This is a genomic window from Micromonospora sp. NPDC023814, from assembly GCF_040639595.1.
In the GTDB taxonomy this organism is placed as follows: domain Bacteria; phylum Actinomycetota; class Actinomycetes; order Mycobacteriales; family Micromonosporaceae; genus Micromonospora.
Genome location: NZ_JBFAAF010000013.1, coordinates 118,831 through 133,812, shown reverse-complemented (window position 1 = coordinate 133,812; position 14,982 = coordinate 118,831). Strand labels below are relative to the sequence as shown.

Genomic DNA, 14,982 nt, shown 5'->3' with positions numbered 1-14,982 from the left:
CCAACAAAAACTTTGTTGAAACAGTCATCCCGACAACAAATGTTGCCAAAGGAATCCAAAACCAGCCAAACCAAAAGGCCTGACCAGTCCCGGGAAATAAATCAATTTGGCACTGGCTTATCAAGCACCCTGTTGAGTTCTCAAAGAACAACCACACACCACTCGGGCGTCCCGCATCGTGGGAACCCGCTTGGGGCAACTCCTCTACCTTACTCGGCTCACTTCGCGTTGTCAACCTCGTGGCCGAGATGATCAACGTTCGGTGCTCCAGATCCACGATGACGCACGCCGTATAACGGCGGTCGTTTCTGTCGTGGGAAACCGCAGACCGGCCGATCGCCGCTCTGCGGCTATCCGCCCGGCTCCTGCCGGCTTCAGCACTCTACCCGGTCAGTCTCGCGATCGCAACCCCGTGTCGGAGTGTCTTCGCACCGCCCGATCCCAGTCCCGCTCGGCGTCTCCGCCACGAGCCTGGTACCCGTTGTCAGCCGGTTTGTCCGGCCTCCCGCGTGCAGAGAGAAAGTTACGCGTACTGCCCCGGGAAGGCAAATCAGCGTCCGTCACTGCCTGGCTGTCGCCGGCGGAGGCGGTCCCGCATTCGTGATGGCGGCACAGGGTCCGCACGGGGCTCCGCCGTGCCAGAGTGTTCGTCATGGACGACCTCACCCGCCCCCGGACGGCGGTGCTCGCCGAGGACGCGCTGCTCGGGCTGCTGCTGCCGTTCTGGCAGTTGGTCATCGGCGCCTTCGTGCTCTTCGTCCTCGTGGTGTCGGTGGCACGGCTGGCCCGACGGGGGCGGTCCCGGATGACGACGGCCCTCCTCGTCACGGCCGCGGCGATCGCCGGCTTCGCCGTGGTGGGCGTACTGCTGCAGGGCTGAGGGCCTACAGGCGCCGGTTAGCCAGGCTCGGCAACTCGGCACGGATGGTCCGCAGCCGGTCGAGATCGAGGTCTGCGACGGCAACACCCGGGCCGTCGGGCACCTGGGTGAGCACCGTCCCCCACGGGTCGACCACCATGCTGCGCCCGAAGCAGGTCCGGCCCGGGTCGTGATCGCCGGTCTGCCCCGCCGCGGCGACGAAACACTGGTTCTCGATCGCCCGCGCGCGCAGCAGCACCTCCCAGTGGTCCCGCCCGGTGTGCAGCATGAAGGCCGCCGGCACCACCAGCAACTGGGCGCCGCCGTCCGTGGCGAGCTGCCGGTACAGCTCCGGGAAGCGGAGGTCATAGCAGATCGACAGCCCGACGCGGAGCCCCTCGACGTCGACCACCACCGGCTGGTCGCCGGGAGCGACGGTGGCGGACTCCAGATAGGAGACCCGGCCGGGGATCTCCACGTCGTACAGGTGGATCTTGCGGTAGGTGGCCGCGAGCGCTCCGGAGCGGTCGAGGACCAGGGTGGTGTTCCAGGTGCGGGCCGGGTCCGGCCCGCGCTCGTGGATCGACCCGGCGATCACCCAGATGCCCAGCCGGCGCGCGACGCCGGCGAAGAACTGCCCCACCTCGCCATCCACCGGCTCCGGCTCGGGCAGCCCGGCGGCGGGGCCGAGGTAGTCGACGTACTCCGGCAGGAGGGCGACGTCCGCGCCGGCCGCGGCCGCGCGCTCCAGCAGGGCCTCGGCGGCCGCGAGGTTGGCCTTACGGTCGTCCCGGGCGTTGAGCTGGCAGACGGCGACACGCATGGGGATCAGCGTACGACCGGACCGGGCCACGGCGCGACAGCGGCAACCGTCGAACACTGCGCCCCGGTCTCGCCTCGTCCGCTGCCGACGCTCACCGCCCCTGGAAACGCCGACCGCGCCCGACCTCGGCGGAGGGGGCGCGGTGGCGGTGGCGGTGGTTCAGGCCGACTTCTCCTCGCGGTCCCGCCGGGCGCGGCGGCCGGTGAACTCGCGGGGCACGATCGTCGGGTTCACGTTCTCCAGGACCACCTCGCGGGTGATCAGCACCCGCGCGGCGTCGGGGTTGCTCGGCACCTCGTACATCACGGAGAGCAGGACCTCTTCCATGATCGCGCGCAGGCCGCGGGCGCCGGTGCCGCGCAGCATCGCCTGGTCGGCGATCGCCTCCAGCGCCGGCTCCTCGAACTCCAGCTCGACGCCGTCGAGCTCGAAGAGGCGCTGGTACTGCCGGACGAGGGCGTTGCGCGGCTCGGTGAGGATGCGCACCAGCGCGGTGCGGTCCAGGCTGCGCACGTTGGTGATCACCGGGAGCCGGCCGATGAACTCGGGGATCAGCCCGAACTTCAGCATGTCCTCCGGCATGACCTGGCTGAAGATGTCGTCGGTCGACCGCTCGCTGACCGACCGGAGCCGGGCGCCGAAGCCCGTGCCGCCGTGGCCGGTGCGGGCCTCGATGATCTGGTCGAGCCCGGCGAAGGCACCGCCGCAGATGAACAGCACGTTGGTGGTGTCGATCTGGATGAACTCCTGGTGCGGGTGCTTGCGCCCGCCCTGCGGCGGCACGTTGGCCACCGTGCCTTCCAGCATCTTGAGCAGCGCCTGCTGGACACCCTCGCCGGAGACGTCCCGTGTGATCGACGGGTTCTCCGACTTGCGGGCGATCTTGTCGACCTCGTCGATGTAGATGATGCCGGTCTCGGCGCGCTTGATGTCGTAGTCCGCCGCCTGGATCAGCTTGAGGAGGATGTTCTCCACGTCCTCGCCCACGTAGCCGGCCTCGGTGAGCGCGGTGGCGTCGGCGATGGCGAACGGCACGTTCAGCATCCGCGCCAGCGTCTGCGCCAGGTGGGTCTTGCCGCACCCCGTCGGGCCGAGCAGCAGGATGTTGGACTTGGCCAACTCGACGGCGTCGCTGCCGGAACCCGGCGCGCCGGCCGCATCGGCCTGGATCCGCTTGTAGTGGTTGTAGACCGCGACGGCGAGCGCCTTCTTGGCCTGGTCCTGCCCGACCACGTAGTTGTCGAGGAACTGGCAGATCTCCATCGGCTTGGGAAGCTCTTCCCACTTCACCTCGCCGGACTCGGCCAACTCCTCCTCGATGATCTCGTTGCAGAGATCGATGCACTCGTCGCAGATGTAGACCCCTGGGCCCGCGATGAGCTTCTTGACCTGCTTCTGCGACTTGCCGCAGAAGGAGCATTTCAGTAGGTCGCCGCCGTCACCGATCCGTGCCACCTACGTTCTCCCTGCACTCATCGGCCGGAGACCCGGCCCTGACCTGCGGACGGTACGCCGCCCGCCTCGTTCACCCAGCCGGAGGACCGGCGGAGCGGTACAGACCCGACGTTACCCGCTGGCGGAGTTTTCTCCGACCCCCAAAACGGGTGTGTCAGACGGTCGGCCGGGAGCGGACTCCCGGCCGACCTCGACGCGAAACTGCTCAGCTGGCGGCGTTGGCCGCCAACAGGCCCTTCTTGCGGCTGGTGAGGATGGTGTCCACCAGCCCGTACTCCCGGGACTCCTCGGCCGTCATGATCTTGTCACGGTCGATGTCCTTGCGGACCTTCTCCATCGGCTGGTTGCAGTGCCGGGAGAGCATCTCCTCGAGCTGGGTCCGCATCCGCAGGATCTCCCGGGCCTGGATCTCGATGTCCGAGCCCTGCCCGTAGCCGCCCTCGGTGGCCGGCTGGTGGATGATGATCCGCGAGTTCGGCAGCGCCATGCGCTTGCCCGGGGTGCCGGCGGCCAGCAGCACGGCCGCGGCGCTCGCGGCCTGGCCGAGGCAGACCGTCTGGATGTCCGGCCGGACGTACTGCATGGTGTCGTAGATCGCCGTCATGGCGGTGAACGAACCACCCGGCGAGTTGATGTACATGATGATGTCGCGGTCCGGGTCGGTGCCCTCGAGCGTCAGCAGCTGCGCCATCACGTCGTTGGCCGACGCGTCGTCGACCTGGACGCCGAGGAAGATGATCCGGTCCTCGAAGAGCTTGTTGTACGGGTTCGACTCCTTGACCCCGTACGACGTGCGCTCGACGAACGACGGCAGGACGTAGCGGTTGTGCACGGCCGCGAACTGCGGCGGCAGGCTCAGGTCGGTCATCGTCAGCTCCTCAGCTCAGGGTCCCGGCGCCTTCCGGAACCTGCGTGGCTCCGGTGATCACCTTGTCGATGAAGCCGTAGTCCGTGGCCTCCTGGGCGGTGAACCAGCGGTCGCGGTCGGAATCCGCCTCGATCTGCGCCTGGCTCTGCCCGGTGTGGAAGGCGACCCGCTCCTGGAACATCCGCTTGGTGTAGAGCATCTGCTCCGCCTGGATGGCGATGTCCGACGCCGTGCCGCCCATGCCGCCGGACGGCTGGTGCATCATGATCCGCGCGTGCGGCAGGGCGTAACGCTTGCCCTTGGTGCCGGCGCAGAGCAGCAGCTGGCCCATCGAGGCCGCCATGCCCATCGCCACGGTCGACACGTCGTTGTCGATGAACTGCATCGTGTCGTAGATCGCCATGCCCGAGTAGACCGAGCCACCCGGCGAGTTGATCCACAGGTTGATGTCGCGGTCCGGGTCCTCCGCGGCGAGCAGCAGGAGCTGCGCGCAGATGCGGTTGGCGACCTGGTCGGTCACCTCGCTGCCCAGGAAGATGATCCGCTCCTTGAGCAACCGGTTGTAGACCGAGTCATCGAGGTTGCCAATGTTGTCGCCACCGCGGGCCTCGATCGCCCGGAGCGGCATCGCTTGCATGTGCATGTCGGTCATGGCAGCCCTTCGCTCTCCGTACCGTCCTACCCGACACTAACCGCTCAGCCTGGTGGCAGAGTCCCGGTCCGGGCAGTGTTCGCTAACAGCGCAGCCCTGGAGACGTACCCCGGAAAGGGATCGGGCCGCCGCCCACCGCAAGCGGCGGACGGCGGCCTCACCCGACGATCAGTGCTCGTGGTTGTGCTCGGCCTCGCTCTCGGCGCGGAGGGCGTCGAGCGTCACCTCGTTGCCGGCCGAGTCCTTGATCTTGATGCGCTCCATGACCGAGGCCAGGGCCTTGCCGCGCCGCACGTCCCCGAAGACGGCGCCGGCCGCGCCGGAGCGGACCAACTGGTCGTAGTACTGCTGCGGGGCCATCCCGGCGCGCTGGGCCCGGTGCACGATCTCGTGACCGAACTCGTCGTCGCTGACCTGGACCTCCTCGGCGTCGGCGAGGGTGTCCAGCAGCAGCTGGATCTTGACGCCCTCGGTCGCCGCCTCGGTCAGCTCGGCGTCGATCTGCTCCTCGGTCTTCTCCTCGGCCGCCAGGTATTCCTCCAGGGAGGCCCCGATGCGCTCGAGCTGGTCGACCATCGCCTGCTTGCGGCTCTCGACCTCCTCGCGGACGACCCCCTCCGGCGCCGGCACCTCGGCGGCGGCGACGAGCTGCTCCAGGGCCTTGTCGCGGGCGGCGTAGATCTGCTCGACCCGCTTGCCCCGGGTGACCCGCTCGCGCAGGTCCCCGCGCAGCTCCTCGATGCTGTCGAACTCGCTCGCCATCTGGGCGAACTCGTCGTCGAGCTCCGGCAGCTCCTTCTCCTTGACCGTGCGGACGGTCACCGCCACCTCGGCGTCGCGGCCGGCGAAGTCGCCGCCGACGAGCTGGGTGGTGAAGGAGGTGCTCTCGCCGGCGGACAGGCCGACGACGGCCTCGTCCAGACCCGGGAGGAGCTGCTTGCTGCCGACCTCGTGGGAGATGTTGCTCGCCTGGCCGCCCGGCACGTCCTCGCCGTCGACGGTCGCGTTCAGGTCGATCTGGACGTAGTCGCCCTCCTGGGCGGCCCGCTCGACGGTCTTCAGGGTGGCGAAGCGCTCGCGCAGGTTCTTCACCTGCTCGTCGATCTCGCTGTCGTCGATCTGCAGCTCGTCGACGGTCACCTCGATGGTGGCCGGGTCCGGCAGGGTGATCTCCGGGCGGACGTCGACCTCGGCGGTGAAGTTCAGCGAGTCGCCGTCGTTGAACTCGGTGATCTCGACCTCGGGGCGGCCGAGCGTCTTCAGGTCGTGCTCGCGGACGGCGGCGAGGATGTTCTGCGGGATGGCCTCCTGGACCGCCTCGTTGAGGACGGTGCCCCGGCCGACCCGCTGGTCGATCACGGCCGCCGGAACCTTGCCCTTGCGGAAGCCGGGAACCTGGACCTGCTGCCCGATCTCCCGGTACGCCTTCTTGAGGCTCGGCTCGAGCTCGACGAACGGCACCTCGATGGCGAGCCGCACGCGCGTCGGGCTCAGAGTCTCGACGGTGCTCTTCACAGGCGTACTCCTTGACGGATCTCGGTTTTAGTCTGGGCGTGATAAGCCCATCGAGTGTAGGCGAGCCGGCCGGGCGCACCGGCAGCGGCCGGGGACCGCGCGAAGGGCGACCCCGGCGACCGGCCGCGGACGACAGTCGGGGTGGCGGGATTTGAACCCACGGCCCCTCGCTCCCAAAGCGAGTGCGCTACCAAGCTGCGCCACACCCCGTGGCGACGAGCAGTCTATGCGGTCGCGGCCCGCGCGACGTGCCGGGGCGTCACCCAACGCGCCGAACGGGGACCAACCGGACACCGGGTGCGCCAGCCACCCCCTGCACCGGACGGCGGCACGCGCCGCGCCGGGATACGGCTGAGCGACGGGGTGGACCATTGGGTACGCTGTCGGCGCGTCCCGCAACGTCGGGGCGTACGCGGGCGTAGCTCAATGGCAGAGCTTCAGTCTTCCAAACTGACGGTGCGGGTTCGATTCCCGTCGCCCGCTCCACAGCTTCCGGCCCAGGTCAACGGCAATCCGCGCCCGATCCTGGGCCGGTCGACTGCTGCGCCACTGCGTGCGCTCAGGTCACAACGGTGACGGGTCGTCCCTCAGGCGGCTGTACAGGTACCCGTCGCACCACCGGCCGTCCCGGAACTCACACGCTCGCACCACGCCCTCCAACTGGAATCCGGCCTTCTCCAGAGACTTCTGTTCGGCGATGTTCTCTGGGTGCGTGCCGGCCTGGATGCGCTGTAGCGGCGTGTGTGTGAACAGGTAGTCGCACAGCATCGCCTGCGCCCGCCAGCCGATCCCGTGCCCGCGCCACTCCGGCAGCAGCGCGATCCCGATCTCCCAGTGCTTGGTCGGGCCGCCGAAGTCCCGCAGCGCCCAACTCACGAACCCGGCCGCGACCTGTTCTTCCTCTATCTCGACCATGAGCCGGCTGCTTTCCGCCCCGACGTAGCTATCGGTGGCGAAGCGCCGCGCCGGTTCCTGCGGGTCCCTGAATCCAGTCCAGTCCAGACCGATGAGGCCAGGCTCTGTCGCGAATCTACGGAACATGGCCAGGTCTTCCTCGACGACCGGCCGTAACCGAATGGTGTGTTCGCTCGGCATGTCATCGCCCGTTCCCCGATGGACGAGGACGCTCCTGGGCGCCCCATCGTGGGCAACCCTACTGGCGCTGGCCACGAGGACTGGTCGACCGACGCCTGCGGGACCAGGGTCTTGCTGTGCGGGCCGCCGTGGGCGATTCGTGGGCCCGGCGGGGAAAAAGCGATAGGAAGCAGGCATGTCCAGCGAGCCGGAGCCGGGCCTGGTGCCCGAGCACCTGTGGCCCGGCCATGCCGGTGATCCCACCATCGTGACGGTCGACGGGCAGGACTTCCGTGTTGGCGTACGCGCCGGGGAGCCCGGCACGTACGACTTCGACTGGCTCAGCGGGCCGCACGAATACGGCTTTGGGCTTCCCCGGTCTGACGGCTGCGCGATGAGCCGGCCCGAGATGGAGGAGGCCATCCGCAACTTCCTCGCCCAGATCGATCCCGCTACCGGCTATCTGGCGGAGTGACGGCAACCGGCGTGGTCATGGGCGGCAGCGCCGGCCGGTAGCCACGCGACGGCCCGCCGCGCCGGGGGCCTCGGGGCGAGATCGGCGCCGGTGCGGCTGCTGCGTACCATGCGGGGCCGGGCATCCCCTCGTCCCGCGGAGGTATCGGCAGATGGCAGGCCAGCACGAGGGGTACGCCCTCGGCGTCGACCTCGGCACGTCGCACACCGTCGCCGTGCTGCGCCGGCCGGACGGGCACACCCGCCCGCTGCTGGTGGACGGCCAGCCGATCATCCCCTCCGGCGTGTACGCCGACGCGGACGGGCTGCTGCACGCCGGCCGGGACGCCCAGCGGCTGGCCCGCACCGATCCGGGCCGGTACGAGCCCAACCCGAAGCGGCGCATCGACGAGCCCGCGGTGTCGCTGGGCGACCGCCGGTATCCGCCGGCCGAGTTGCTGGCCGCGATGCTGCACGCGGTGGCCCGGGCGGCCGTCGAGGCGGTCGGCTTCCTGCCCCCGGCGGTGCTCACCTGCCCGGCGACCTGGGACGCTGCCCGGCGGCAGGTGCTCGCCGACGCCCTGGCCGTGGCCGGGTGGCCGTCCGCGGCCGAGCACACGCTCTCCGGCCCCACCCCACCGGGCACCCGGCTGCTACGGGAGCCGGTCGCCGCCGCCCGCTACTACACCCAGGTGCTGCGCCGGCCGGTGCCGGTGGGCGGGGCGATCGCCGTGTTCGACTTCGGCGCCGGCACCCTGGACGTCGCCGTGCTCCGCAACGAGGGCGCCGACCCGTGGGGCGACTCGGGGTTCAGCGTGGTCGCCGCGGGCGGCGCCGACGACCTCGGCGGCCTGGACGTCGACGCGGCCCTGCTGGGCCGGCTCGGCGAGTTGGTCGCGGGCGACCATCCGGCGCAGTGGCAGCGGCTGGTCCACCCGCAGTCGGCGACGCAGCGGCGGGAGCAGCACGAACTCTGGGAGAACGCCCGGGGCGCGAAGGAGATGCTGTCCCGCGCGACGGCCGCGCCGGTGGCCGTGCCGGGGGTGGAGGCGGTCGTCACCCTCACCCGCGCCGACCTGGAGCGGGTGGCCGCGCCGCTGTTGGGCCGGGCGGTGGCGGTGACCCGGGAGGTGATCGGCGCGGCCGGCCTCGACCCGCAGCAGCTCGCCGGCCTGTTCCTGGTCGGCGGCGCCACCCGGATGCCGATGGTGGCCCGGCTCCTGCACGCCGAGCTGGGCATCGCCCCTACCGTGCTGGAGCAGCCGGAGCTGCCGGTCGCCGAGGGGGCGCTCACCGACCTGCCCCTGCCCCGACGCCCCCGCGGCGCCGCCGCCTTCGCCGCGCCCGCGCAGGCCGGATCCGCTGCGCCGCCCCAGCCAGGACCAGCGCCGGCGCAGCACCCAGGACCGGTCGCGCCGGCGCAGGCCGGGCCTACGGGCCCGGCGCAGGCCGGGTCCGGCGGACCGGCGCAGCAGGCCGTCGGGCCGGCGCTGCCCCAGCCCGCCGGGCCCGTGGGCCCCACGCCGACCGTTGTCGCCGGGCCGGAAGGCGTCACGCCGGCTCTCCCCGCCGGACTGGCGCCCACCCTGGTCGCGGGTGCGTCGACCACGCCGACCGTGCCCGCCGCACCGGCCCCGACCACGCCGTACGGACCGCCGGGCGCCGCCCCGCCCGGGAGCCCGGTGCCGGGCCCGCCGCCGGCCGCCGCACCCGCCGGTCAGGGCCAGCACGGCGGTCACGACGGACACGGCCAGCACAGCGGTCATGGCGGTCATGGCGGTCAGCCGTTGGGCGTGCCCGGACCGCCTCAGGCGGGCGGATGGGCGCCCGGCGTACCCCCGGCGAGCCTGTCCGCCGGGTCGGGCGCGTCGCCGGCGGCATGGCCGGGCGTACCCGTCTCCGGCACGCCGGTGTCGCCGCCGCCCGGCGCCGGCCCGACCGCGCCCGCGTTCCCCCGCCGCCGGGCGCTGTGGATCACAGCCGGGGCCGTCGTCGCCCTCGTCGGCGCGGTGACCGCGGCGGTGCTCTACCTGGCCCGGGACCGCTACCCCGCCCTGGAGTTCCGGGCCGCCGTCGCCGTGGTGGAGCGGGTGGCAGCCGGGGACGACCGGCCGGAGGCGATGTTCACCGCGGTGCTCGGCGACCGGGCGTACCTCGCGCACCCGCTCGACGACGGGCGGCTGGAGGTGGTGGCGGTCGACGCCGACACCGGCGGAGAGAAGTGGCGAAAGCCGACCGAGGCGTCCGCCGAGCGGTGGGAGCGGATCGTCGCGCTGCCCGGCGCGGTGGTGGCCTTCGCCGACGCCATCGGCGACGACACCCCCCGGGACCTGGTGCTGCTCGACGGCGCCTCCGGCGACGAGCGGTGGCACCGGCCCGTCCTGGGCAACGACGAGGTCTTCTTCGGCGAGGACGTCGCGGTGCTGGTCGACCAGACCGAGAAGCGGCTGGTCGGGCTGCGCCTGAGCGACGGCGGGGAGACGTGGACGCAGCCCAGCCCGCAGGACGAGTACGGCGGGGCCCGCACCAGCGTCCACCCGGTCACCACGGACGAGGCGCTGGGCGGCCCGGCCTTCGTCGACGGCTCGCCGCGCGACCCCTGGCGCGGCGAGGTCCGCCGGCTCGTGCAGGTGGGCGCGGACCGTTCCGTCCGGGTGGTCGACATGGGCAGCGGCCGCATCGTCCACAGCCATGCCGGCGTGGCCGACCAGGACGACCTGGTGGTGGCGCACGAGGACCGCCTCTACGTCGCCCGCGACGAGGCCGGCTACCAGTTGCTGGCGTACGAGTTGACAACCGACGCCCAGCCGAAGGTGCTGTACACGGCCAGGGACGACCGCAAGCGGCCGAAGGCGCTGGTGCCCTGCGGCGAGCACCGGGCCTGTCTGCTGGAGACCACGGGCGGCGAGGACGAGAGCACCGAGGTGGTGGCGGCGGCCGAGGAGAAGATGGCCCACTGGCCGGCGCCGGAGGCGACCCGGTTGGTGCCGCTCGGCGAGCACCTGCTGGTCCGGCGGACCTCCTCGGAGTCGGTCAGCACCCTGTTCGACCCGGACGGTCGCGCGGTGCTGCGGGACCGGCGGGGGGTGGCGGTCCGGCTCGACGGGGGCAACCTGCTCGTCTTCGCCGACCCGCCGAGCTCCGTCGAGGACGACCGCAGCGTCGCCGGGGTGGCGGCCGGCTCGGGAGCGGTGACCGAGATGGGCGAGTTGGTGGGCGTACGCAGCGAGACGTGCTCGTGGAACACCAGCGTGATCGCCTGCGGCGCCAAGGAGGACTTCGTGCTCTACCGGTTCGCCGACCGTTAGCCGAATCCCAACAACCATTCAGATCGATCTATATAACCGATAGCCTCCTCTCAACGGCCAGGCCGCCCCGCGTCCGGTCACGAGCCGGCGCGGGGCCGACAGGAGGAGGACCGGCATGACACTTCCCCGTACCCGGCGGTGGCGGGCCCGCGCGGTGGGCGTACTCGCCCTCGCCGCCGCGCTCGTCGCCACCGTGGGCACCCCCGCCACCGCGGCCCCCGGCGTCGAGATCCGGCACGCCGACGACGCGAACGCCGTGACCGACGGCTACGTCGTGGTGCTCCGGGACGGCAGCGTCGGCCGGCACGCCGGCGACCGGCAGGTTGCGGTCAGAAACGTCGCGGACCGGCTGGCCGACCACTACGGCGCCACCCTCGGCCACGTCTACGGCCACGCGCTCACCGGCTTCGCGGCGCGGCTGCCGGAGCGCGCGGCCCGTCGGCTCGCCGCCGACCCGGCCGTGGCGTACGTGGAGCGGGACCGGGTGGTCACCCTCGTCGGGCCGGGCGTCCAGCTCAACCCGCCGTCCTGGGGCCTGGACCGGATCGACCAGCGCAGCCTCCCGCTCGACGGCCGGTACGCCTACCCGAACACCGCGCACAACGTGCACGCGTACGTCATCGACACGGGCCTGCGGCGCACCCACACCGACTTCGGCGGGCGGGCCGGCGTGGGGGTGGACCTCGTCGACGGCGGCCCGGCGGACGACTGCAACGGCCACGGCACCCACCTGGCCGGCACCGTCGGCGGCACGCGGCACGGGGTGGCGAAGGAGATCCAGCTGCGCCCGGTGCGGGTGCTGAACTGCGCCGGCAGCGGCACCTTCTCCCAGGTCATCGCCGGGGTGGACTGGGTCACCGCGAACGCGGTCCGGCCGGCGGTCGCGCTGCTGGCGCTCGGCGGCGGGGCCAGTGCGGCCCTCGACTCGGCCGTGAACCGGTCGATCTCGTCCGGCGTCACCTACGTCGTCACGGCCGGCAGCTCGAACGCCAACGCCTGCAACTACTCTCCCGCCCGGGTGCCGGCGGCGCTCACCGTGGCCGGCACCACCAGCACCGACGGCCGGATGCCGAGCGGCAACTACGGCAGTTGCCTCGACCTGTACGCCCCCGGCGCCAACATCACCTCCACCTGGCACACCAGCGACACGGCGGTGGCCACCATCAGCGGCGGGTCGATGGCCGCCGCGCACGTCGCCGGGTGCGCCGCGCTCGCCCTCTCGGCCAATCCCACCTGGACCCCCGCCCAGGTGGCCGCCTACCTGAACGGCAGGGCGACCACCGGGGTCGTCAGCGGCGTGGTCGCCGGCACCCCGAACCGCCTGCTCTACTGCGGCGCCTGACCTGGGAACGCCGGGGCCACCGGCACCGGCGCCGCCGAGCCGGCGCCGGGCGGTCATCCTGCCGGCGCTCGGCCGGGTCACCCGCATCCCGACGTCCGCCCGCGCGACCCGTCGATCCCGCGGCCGCGCGGGCGGATCGTCCGCCCGAACGGTCGACACCGGCGATCGGGCCGGGGTCGATGCGGTACCGGCACGAGGACGGTCGCACCTCCGGCATGGCGGCGGGCGGTCCGCCGGGCACCGGGTACGCCTCGCCGGCGGCGCGGCGACGGCCGCGCGCAACATCGATGCTCATCGACGGTTGTCGCTGAAGACGTCTGCGGCTACCGTCGAATCCAGTGACGATCGACTATATGGTCATCGGCGCGGGCATCGCGGGCGCCAGCGCCGGACACCACCTCGCCGCGTACGGCAGCGTGCTGCTGGCCGAGATGGAACACGTCCCCGGCCAGCACTCCACCGGCCGCTCGGCCGCCCTGTTCTCCGAGTACTACGGCGGGCCGGTGGTGCGCGGGCTGACCCGGGCCAGCCGGGGCTTTCTCAACGCCCCGCCGCCGGGGTTCGCCGACCATCCGCTGCTCACCCCGCGCGGCGTGCTCAGCCTCTGCCCGCCGGGCGCCGAGGACGAGTTCGACGCGGCGCTGCGCGACGGGGCCGACGTGGACCCGCCGGCCCGCGAGATCGACCTGGCCGAGGTGGCCGCGTACTGCCCGGTGGTGCGGCCCGGGTGGTGCCGGCGGGCGATGGTGAAGCCGGCCGCCCGGGACCTCGACGTCGCCGCGCTGCACCAGGGATACCTGCGGGGCATCCGCGCGGCCGGCGGCCGGGTGGTGTGCGGCGCCCCGGTCCGCCGGCTGCGGCGGGCGGGCGGGGCGTGGCGGGTCACCACCGACGCCGGCGAGGTCACCGCGCGGGTCGTCGTCAACGCGGCGGGCGCCTGGGCCGACGAGGTCGCCGCGGCGGCCGGCGTACGACCGGTGGGGCTGACCCCGCTGCGGCGCACCGCCTTCCTCGTGGACGCGCCGGCCGGCGTCCCGGCGACGGACTGGCCGATGGTCAACGACGTGGCCGGCACCTTCTACTTCAAGCCGGAATCGGGGCGCCTGCTGGTCTCCCCGTCCGACGCCACCCCGGCGCCGCCCGGGGACGCCCGCCCCGACGACCTCGACGTGGCGATCGGCGCCGAGCGGGTGCAGGAGGCCACCACGCTGAGCTTCCGCCGGGTCCACCGGGCCTGGGCCGGTCTGCGGACCGCCGCCCCGAACGACGTGCCGGTGATCGGCCCGGCGCCCGAGGCGCCGGACTTCCTCTGGCTGGCGGGGCTGAGCGGCTACGGCGTCCAGACGGCGCCCGCGGCGGGCGCACTGCTCGCCGCGCTGGCGGCCGGCGCCCCACCACCCGTCGACCCCGCCCCGCTCTCCCCCGCCCGCTTCCCCTGACCACCCGAGGGGTCAGTGGGGGCGTTGGCCCACCAGCGAGCGACGGGGCAGCATCGTCCACGCCGAGATGCCCGCCGACACCAGCGCCGCCAGCAGCATCACCTGGAAGACCGCCGGATAGCCGGCCGCGCTGGCGACCAGGCCGGCCAGCGGCGCCCCGGCCACCAGGCCCAGGTCCCAGAACGACGTGAACGCGCCGAGCGCCGCCCCCTGGTGCGCCGGGTCGGTCCGGTTGATCACGAGCAGGGCCAGCGCCGGGAAGAGCAGCGAGAGCCCGGCGCCGATCACCAGCCCGCCGACGACCGCGACCACGAGATTCGGCGCGACCGCGACCAGGAACAGCCCCACCGCCTCCACCAGCGCCGATGCGACCGCCACCCGGCCGGCGCCGAGCCGGTCGGGCAGCCCGCCCACGAACAGCCGGACCCCGACGTAGGTGAAGCCGAACGCGTTGAACGCGGCGATCCCGTTCTCGATGCCCCGGTCGGCCAGGTGCAGGGCGACGAACGCGGCCAGTGCGGCGTACCCGAACCCGGCCAGGGAGAGCGCGACGCCCGGGGCGACCGCGCTGCGCGGCAGGATGCCGGCCGGGCCCTTCGGTTCCGGCTGCTGCGGCCGGGGGCGGACGGCCACGAGCGCGGCCCCGGCCAGCGCCGCCAGGACCGCGAACAGCCACACGGCGGGGTAGCCGCCCGAGGTGCGCAGCAGCACCGCGCCGAGCAGCGCGCCGAGCGTGATGCCCAGCCACATGTGGATGCCGTACAGGCCGACGACGCGGCCCCGCCGGTCGGCCGGCGCGAGCGCCACCAGCCAGGCGGCGCCTGCGGTGTAGACGGCCGCCTCCCCCACACCGTGCAGGACCCGGACGCCGACCAGCACGCCGACGTTGCCGGCCACCAGGTAGGCCGCGGCGGCGGCCGCGCACACGGCCGCCCCGGCCAGCATCACCGTGCGGTACCCGTGCCGGTCGCCGAGCCGGCCGGCGATGGGCCGGGCGATCACGGCGGAGACCGCGATCGCGGCGATCACCACGCCCACCTCGACCCGGTTGCCGTCGAGTTCGTCGAGGACGTAGAAGGGCAGCACGGCCAGGGACGCGCCGACGCCGAGCAGGCAGAGGAAGATGGCGCCGAACAGCGGCACGATGGGCCGGTAGAACGAGAGTTTCCCGCCGGTCGTGGTCATGCGGTGACG

General features: G+C 72.7%; 12 protein-coding genes and 2 tRNA genes. 6 read left to right on the top strand and 8 right to left on the bottom strand.

All coding sequences use genetic code 11. From position 1 onward, the window contains the following. Positions 1-652 precede the first annotated feature (652 nt). Positions 653-880 (top strand): hypothetical protein, encoded by a 228-nt coding sequence (locus tag AB0G14_RS10175; protein ID WP_357695715.1) that lies wholly within the window; start codon positions 653-655, stop codon positions 878-880. A gap of 4 nt (positions 881-884) precedes the next feature. On the opposite strand, the gene AB0G14_RS10170 is transcribed toward AB0G14_RS10175, so the two are convergent. The 6 genes from AB0G14_RS10170 to AB0G14_RS10145 form a co-directional block, all read right to left on the bottom strand. Next, positions 885-1,682 (bottom strand): carbon-nitrogen hydrolase family protein, encoded by a 798-nt coding sequence (locus tag AB0G14_RS10170; protein WP_357695713.1) that lies wholly within the window; start codon positions 1,680-1,682, stop codon positions 885-887. 159 nt (positions 1,683-1,841) lie between these two features. Continuing rightward, positions 1,842-3,137: an ATP-dependent Clp protease ATP-binding subunit ClpX gene (clpX, locus tag AB0G14_RS10165; RefSeq protein WP_350708380.1), complete on the bottom strand. Its 1,296-nt coding sequence runs from the start codon at positions 3,135-3,137 to the stop codon at positions 1,842-1,844. Positions 3,138-3,342: 205 nt separating this feature from the next. Continuing rightward, positions 3,343-4,005, bottom strand: coding sequence for an ATP-dependent Clp protease proteolytic subunit (locus AB0G14_RS10160; RefSeq protein WP_357462851.1), 663 nt, complete (start codon positions 4,003-4,005; stop codon positions 3,343-3,345). 10 nt (positions 4,006-4,015) lie between these two features. Then, entirely contained in the window at positions 4,016-4,657 is a 642-nt protein-coding gene (locus tag AB0G14_RS10155; protein WP_350685012.1) for an ATP-dependent Clp protease proteolytic subunit, read from the bottom strand. 168 nt (positions 4,658-4,825) lie between these two features. Continuing rightward, positions 4,826-6,172, bottom strand: coding sequence for a trigger factor (gene tig, locus AB0G14_RS10150; RefSeq protein WP_357695710.1), 1,347 nt, complete (start codon positions 6,170-6,172; stop codon positions 4,826-4,828). A gap of 136 nt (positions 6,173-6,308) precedes the next feature. Then, positions 6,309-6,382 (bottom strand) — tRNA-Pro (locus AB0G14_RS10145). Positions 6,383-6,584: 202 nt separating this feature from the next. On the opposite strand from AB0G14_RS10145, the gene AB0G14_RS10140 reads away from it, so the two are divergent. Next, positions 6,585-6,658: transfer RNA gene (locus tag AB0G14_RS10140), tRNA-Gly, on the top strand. Between the two features lie 78 nt (positions 6,659-6,736). Here AB0G14_RS10140 and AB0G14_RS10135 read toward each other — a convergent pair. Continuing rightward, entirely contained in the window at positions 6,737-7,267 is a 531-nt protein-coding gene (locus AB0G14_RS10135; protein WP_357695708.1) for a GNAT family protein, read from the bottom strand. Positions 7,268-7,442: 175 nt separating this feature from the next. Here AB0G14_RS10135 and AB0G14_RS10130 point away from each other — a divergent pair, with 175 nt between their 5' ends. From AB0G14_RS10130 to AB0G14_RS10115, 4 genes are all read left to right on the top strand, one after another. After that, entirely contained in the window at positions 7,443-7,721 is a 279-nt protein-coding gene (locus tag AB0G14_RS10130; RefSeq protein ID WP_357695706.1) for a hypothetical protein, read from the top strand. A gap of 151 nt (positions 7,722-7,872) precedes the next feature. Further along, positions 7,873-11,007, top strand: coding sequence for an Hsp70 family protein (locus AB0G14_RS10125; RefSeq protein ID WP_357695704.1), 3,135 nt, complete (start codon positions 7,873-7,875; stop codon positions 11,005-11,007). Positions 11,008-11,122: 115 nt separating this feature from the next. Continuing rightward, a complete protein-coding gene (locus AB0G14_RS10120; RefSeq protein WP_357695702.1) occupies positions 11,123-12,349 on the top strand; it encodes a S8 family peptidase in 1,227 nt (408 codons plus the stop codon). 338 nt (positions 12,350-12,687) lie between these two features. After that, positions 12,688-13,788, top strand: a complete 1,101-nt coding sequence (locus tag AB0G14_RS10115; protein WP_357695700.1) for an FAD-dependent oxidoreductase — start codon at positions 12,688-12,690, stop codon at positions 13,786-13,788. 12 nt (positions 13,789-13,800) lie between these two features. Here the strand turns inward: AB0G14_RS10115 and AB0G14_RS10110 are convergent, their stop codons facing one another. After that, positions 13,801-14,973 carry an MFS transporter gene (locus AB0G14_RS10110; RefSeq protein WP_357695698.1) on the bottom strand — a complete coding sequence of 391 codons (1,173 nt, stop codon included), beginning with the start codon at positions 14,971-14,973 and terminating at the stop codon, positions 13,801-13,803. Between the last annotated feature and the right edge of the window lie 9 nt (positions 14,974-14,982).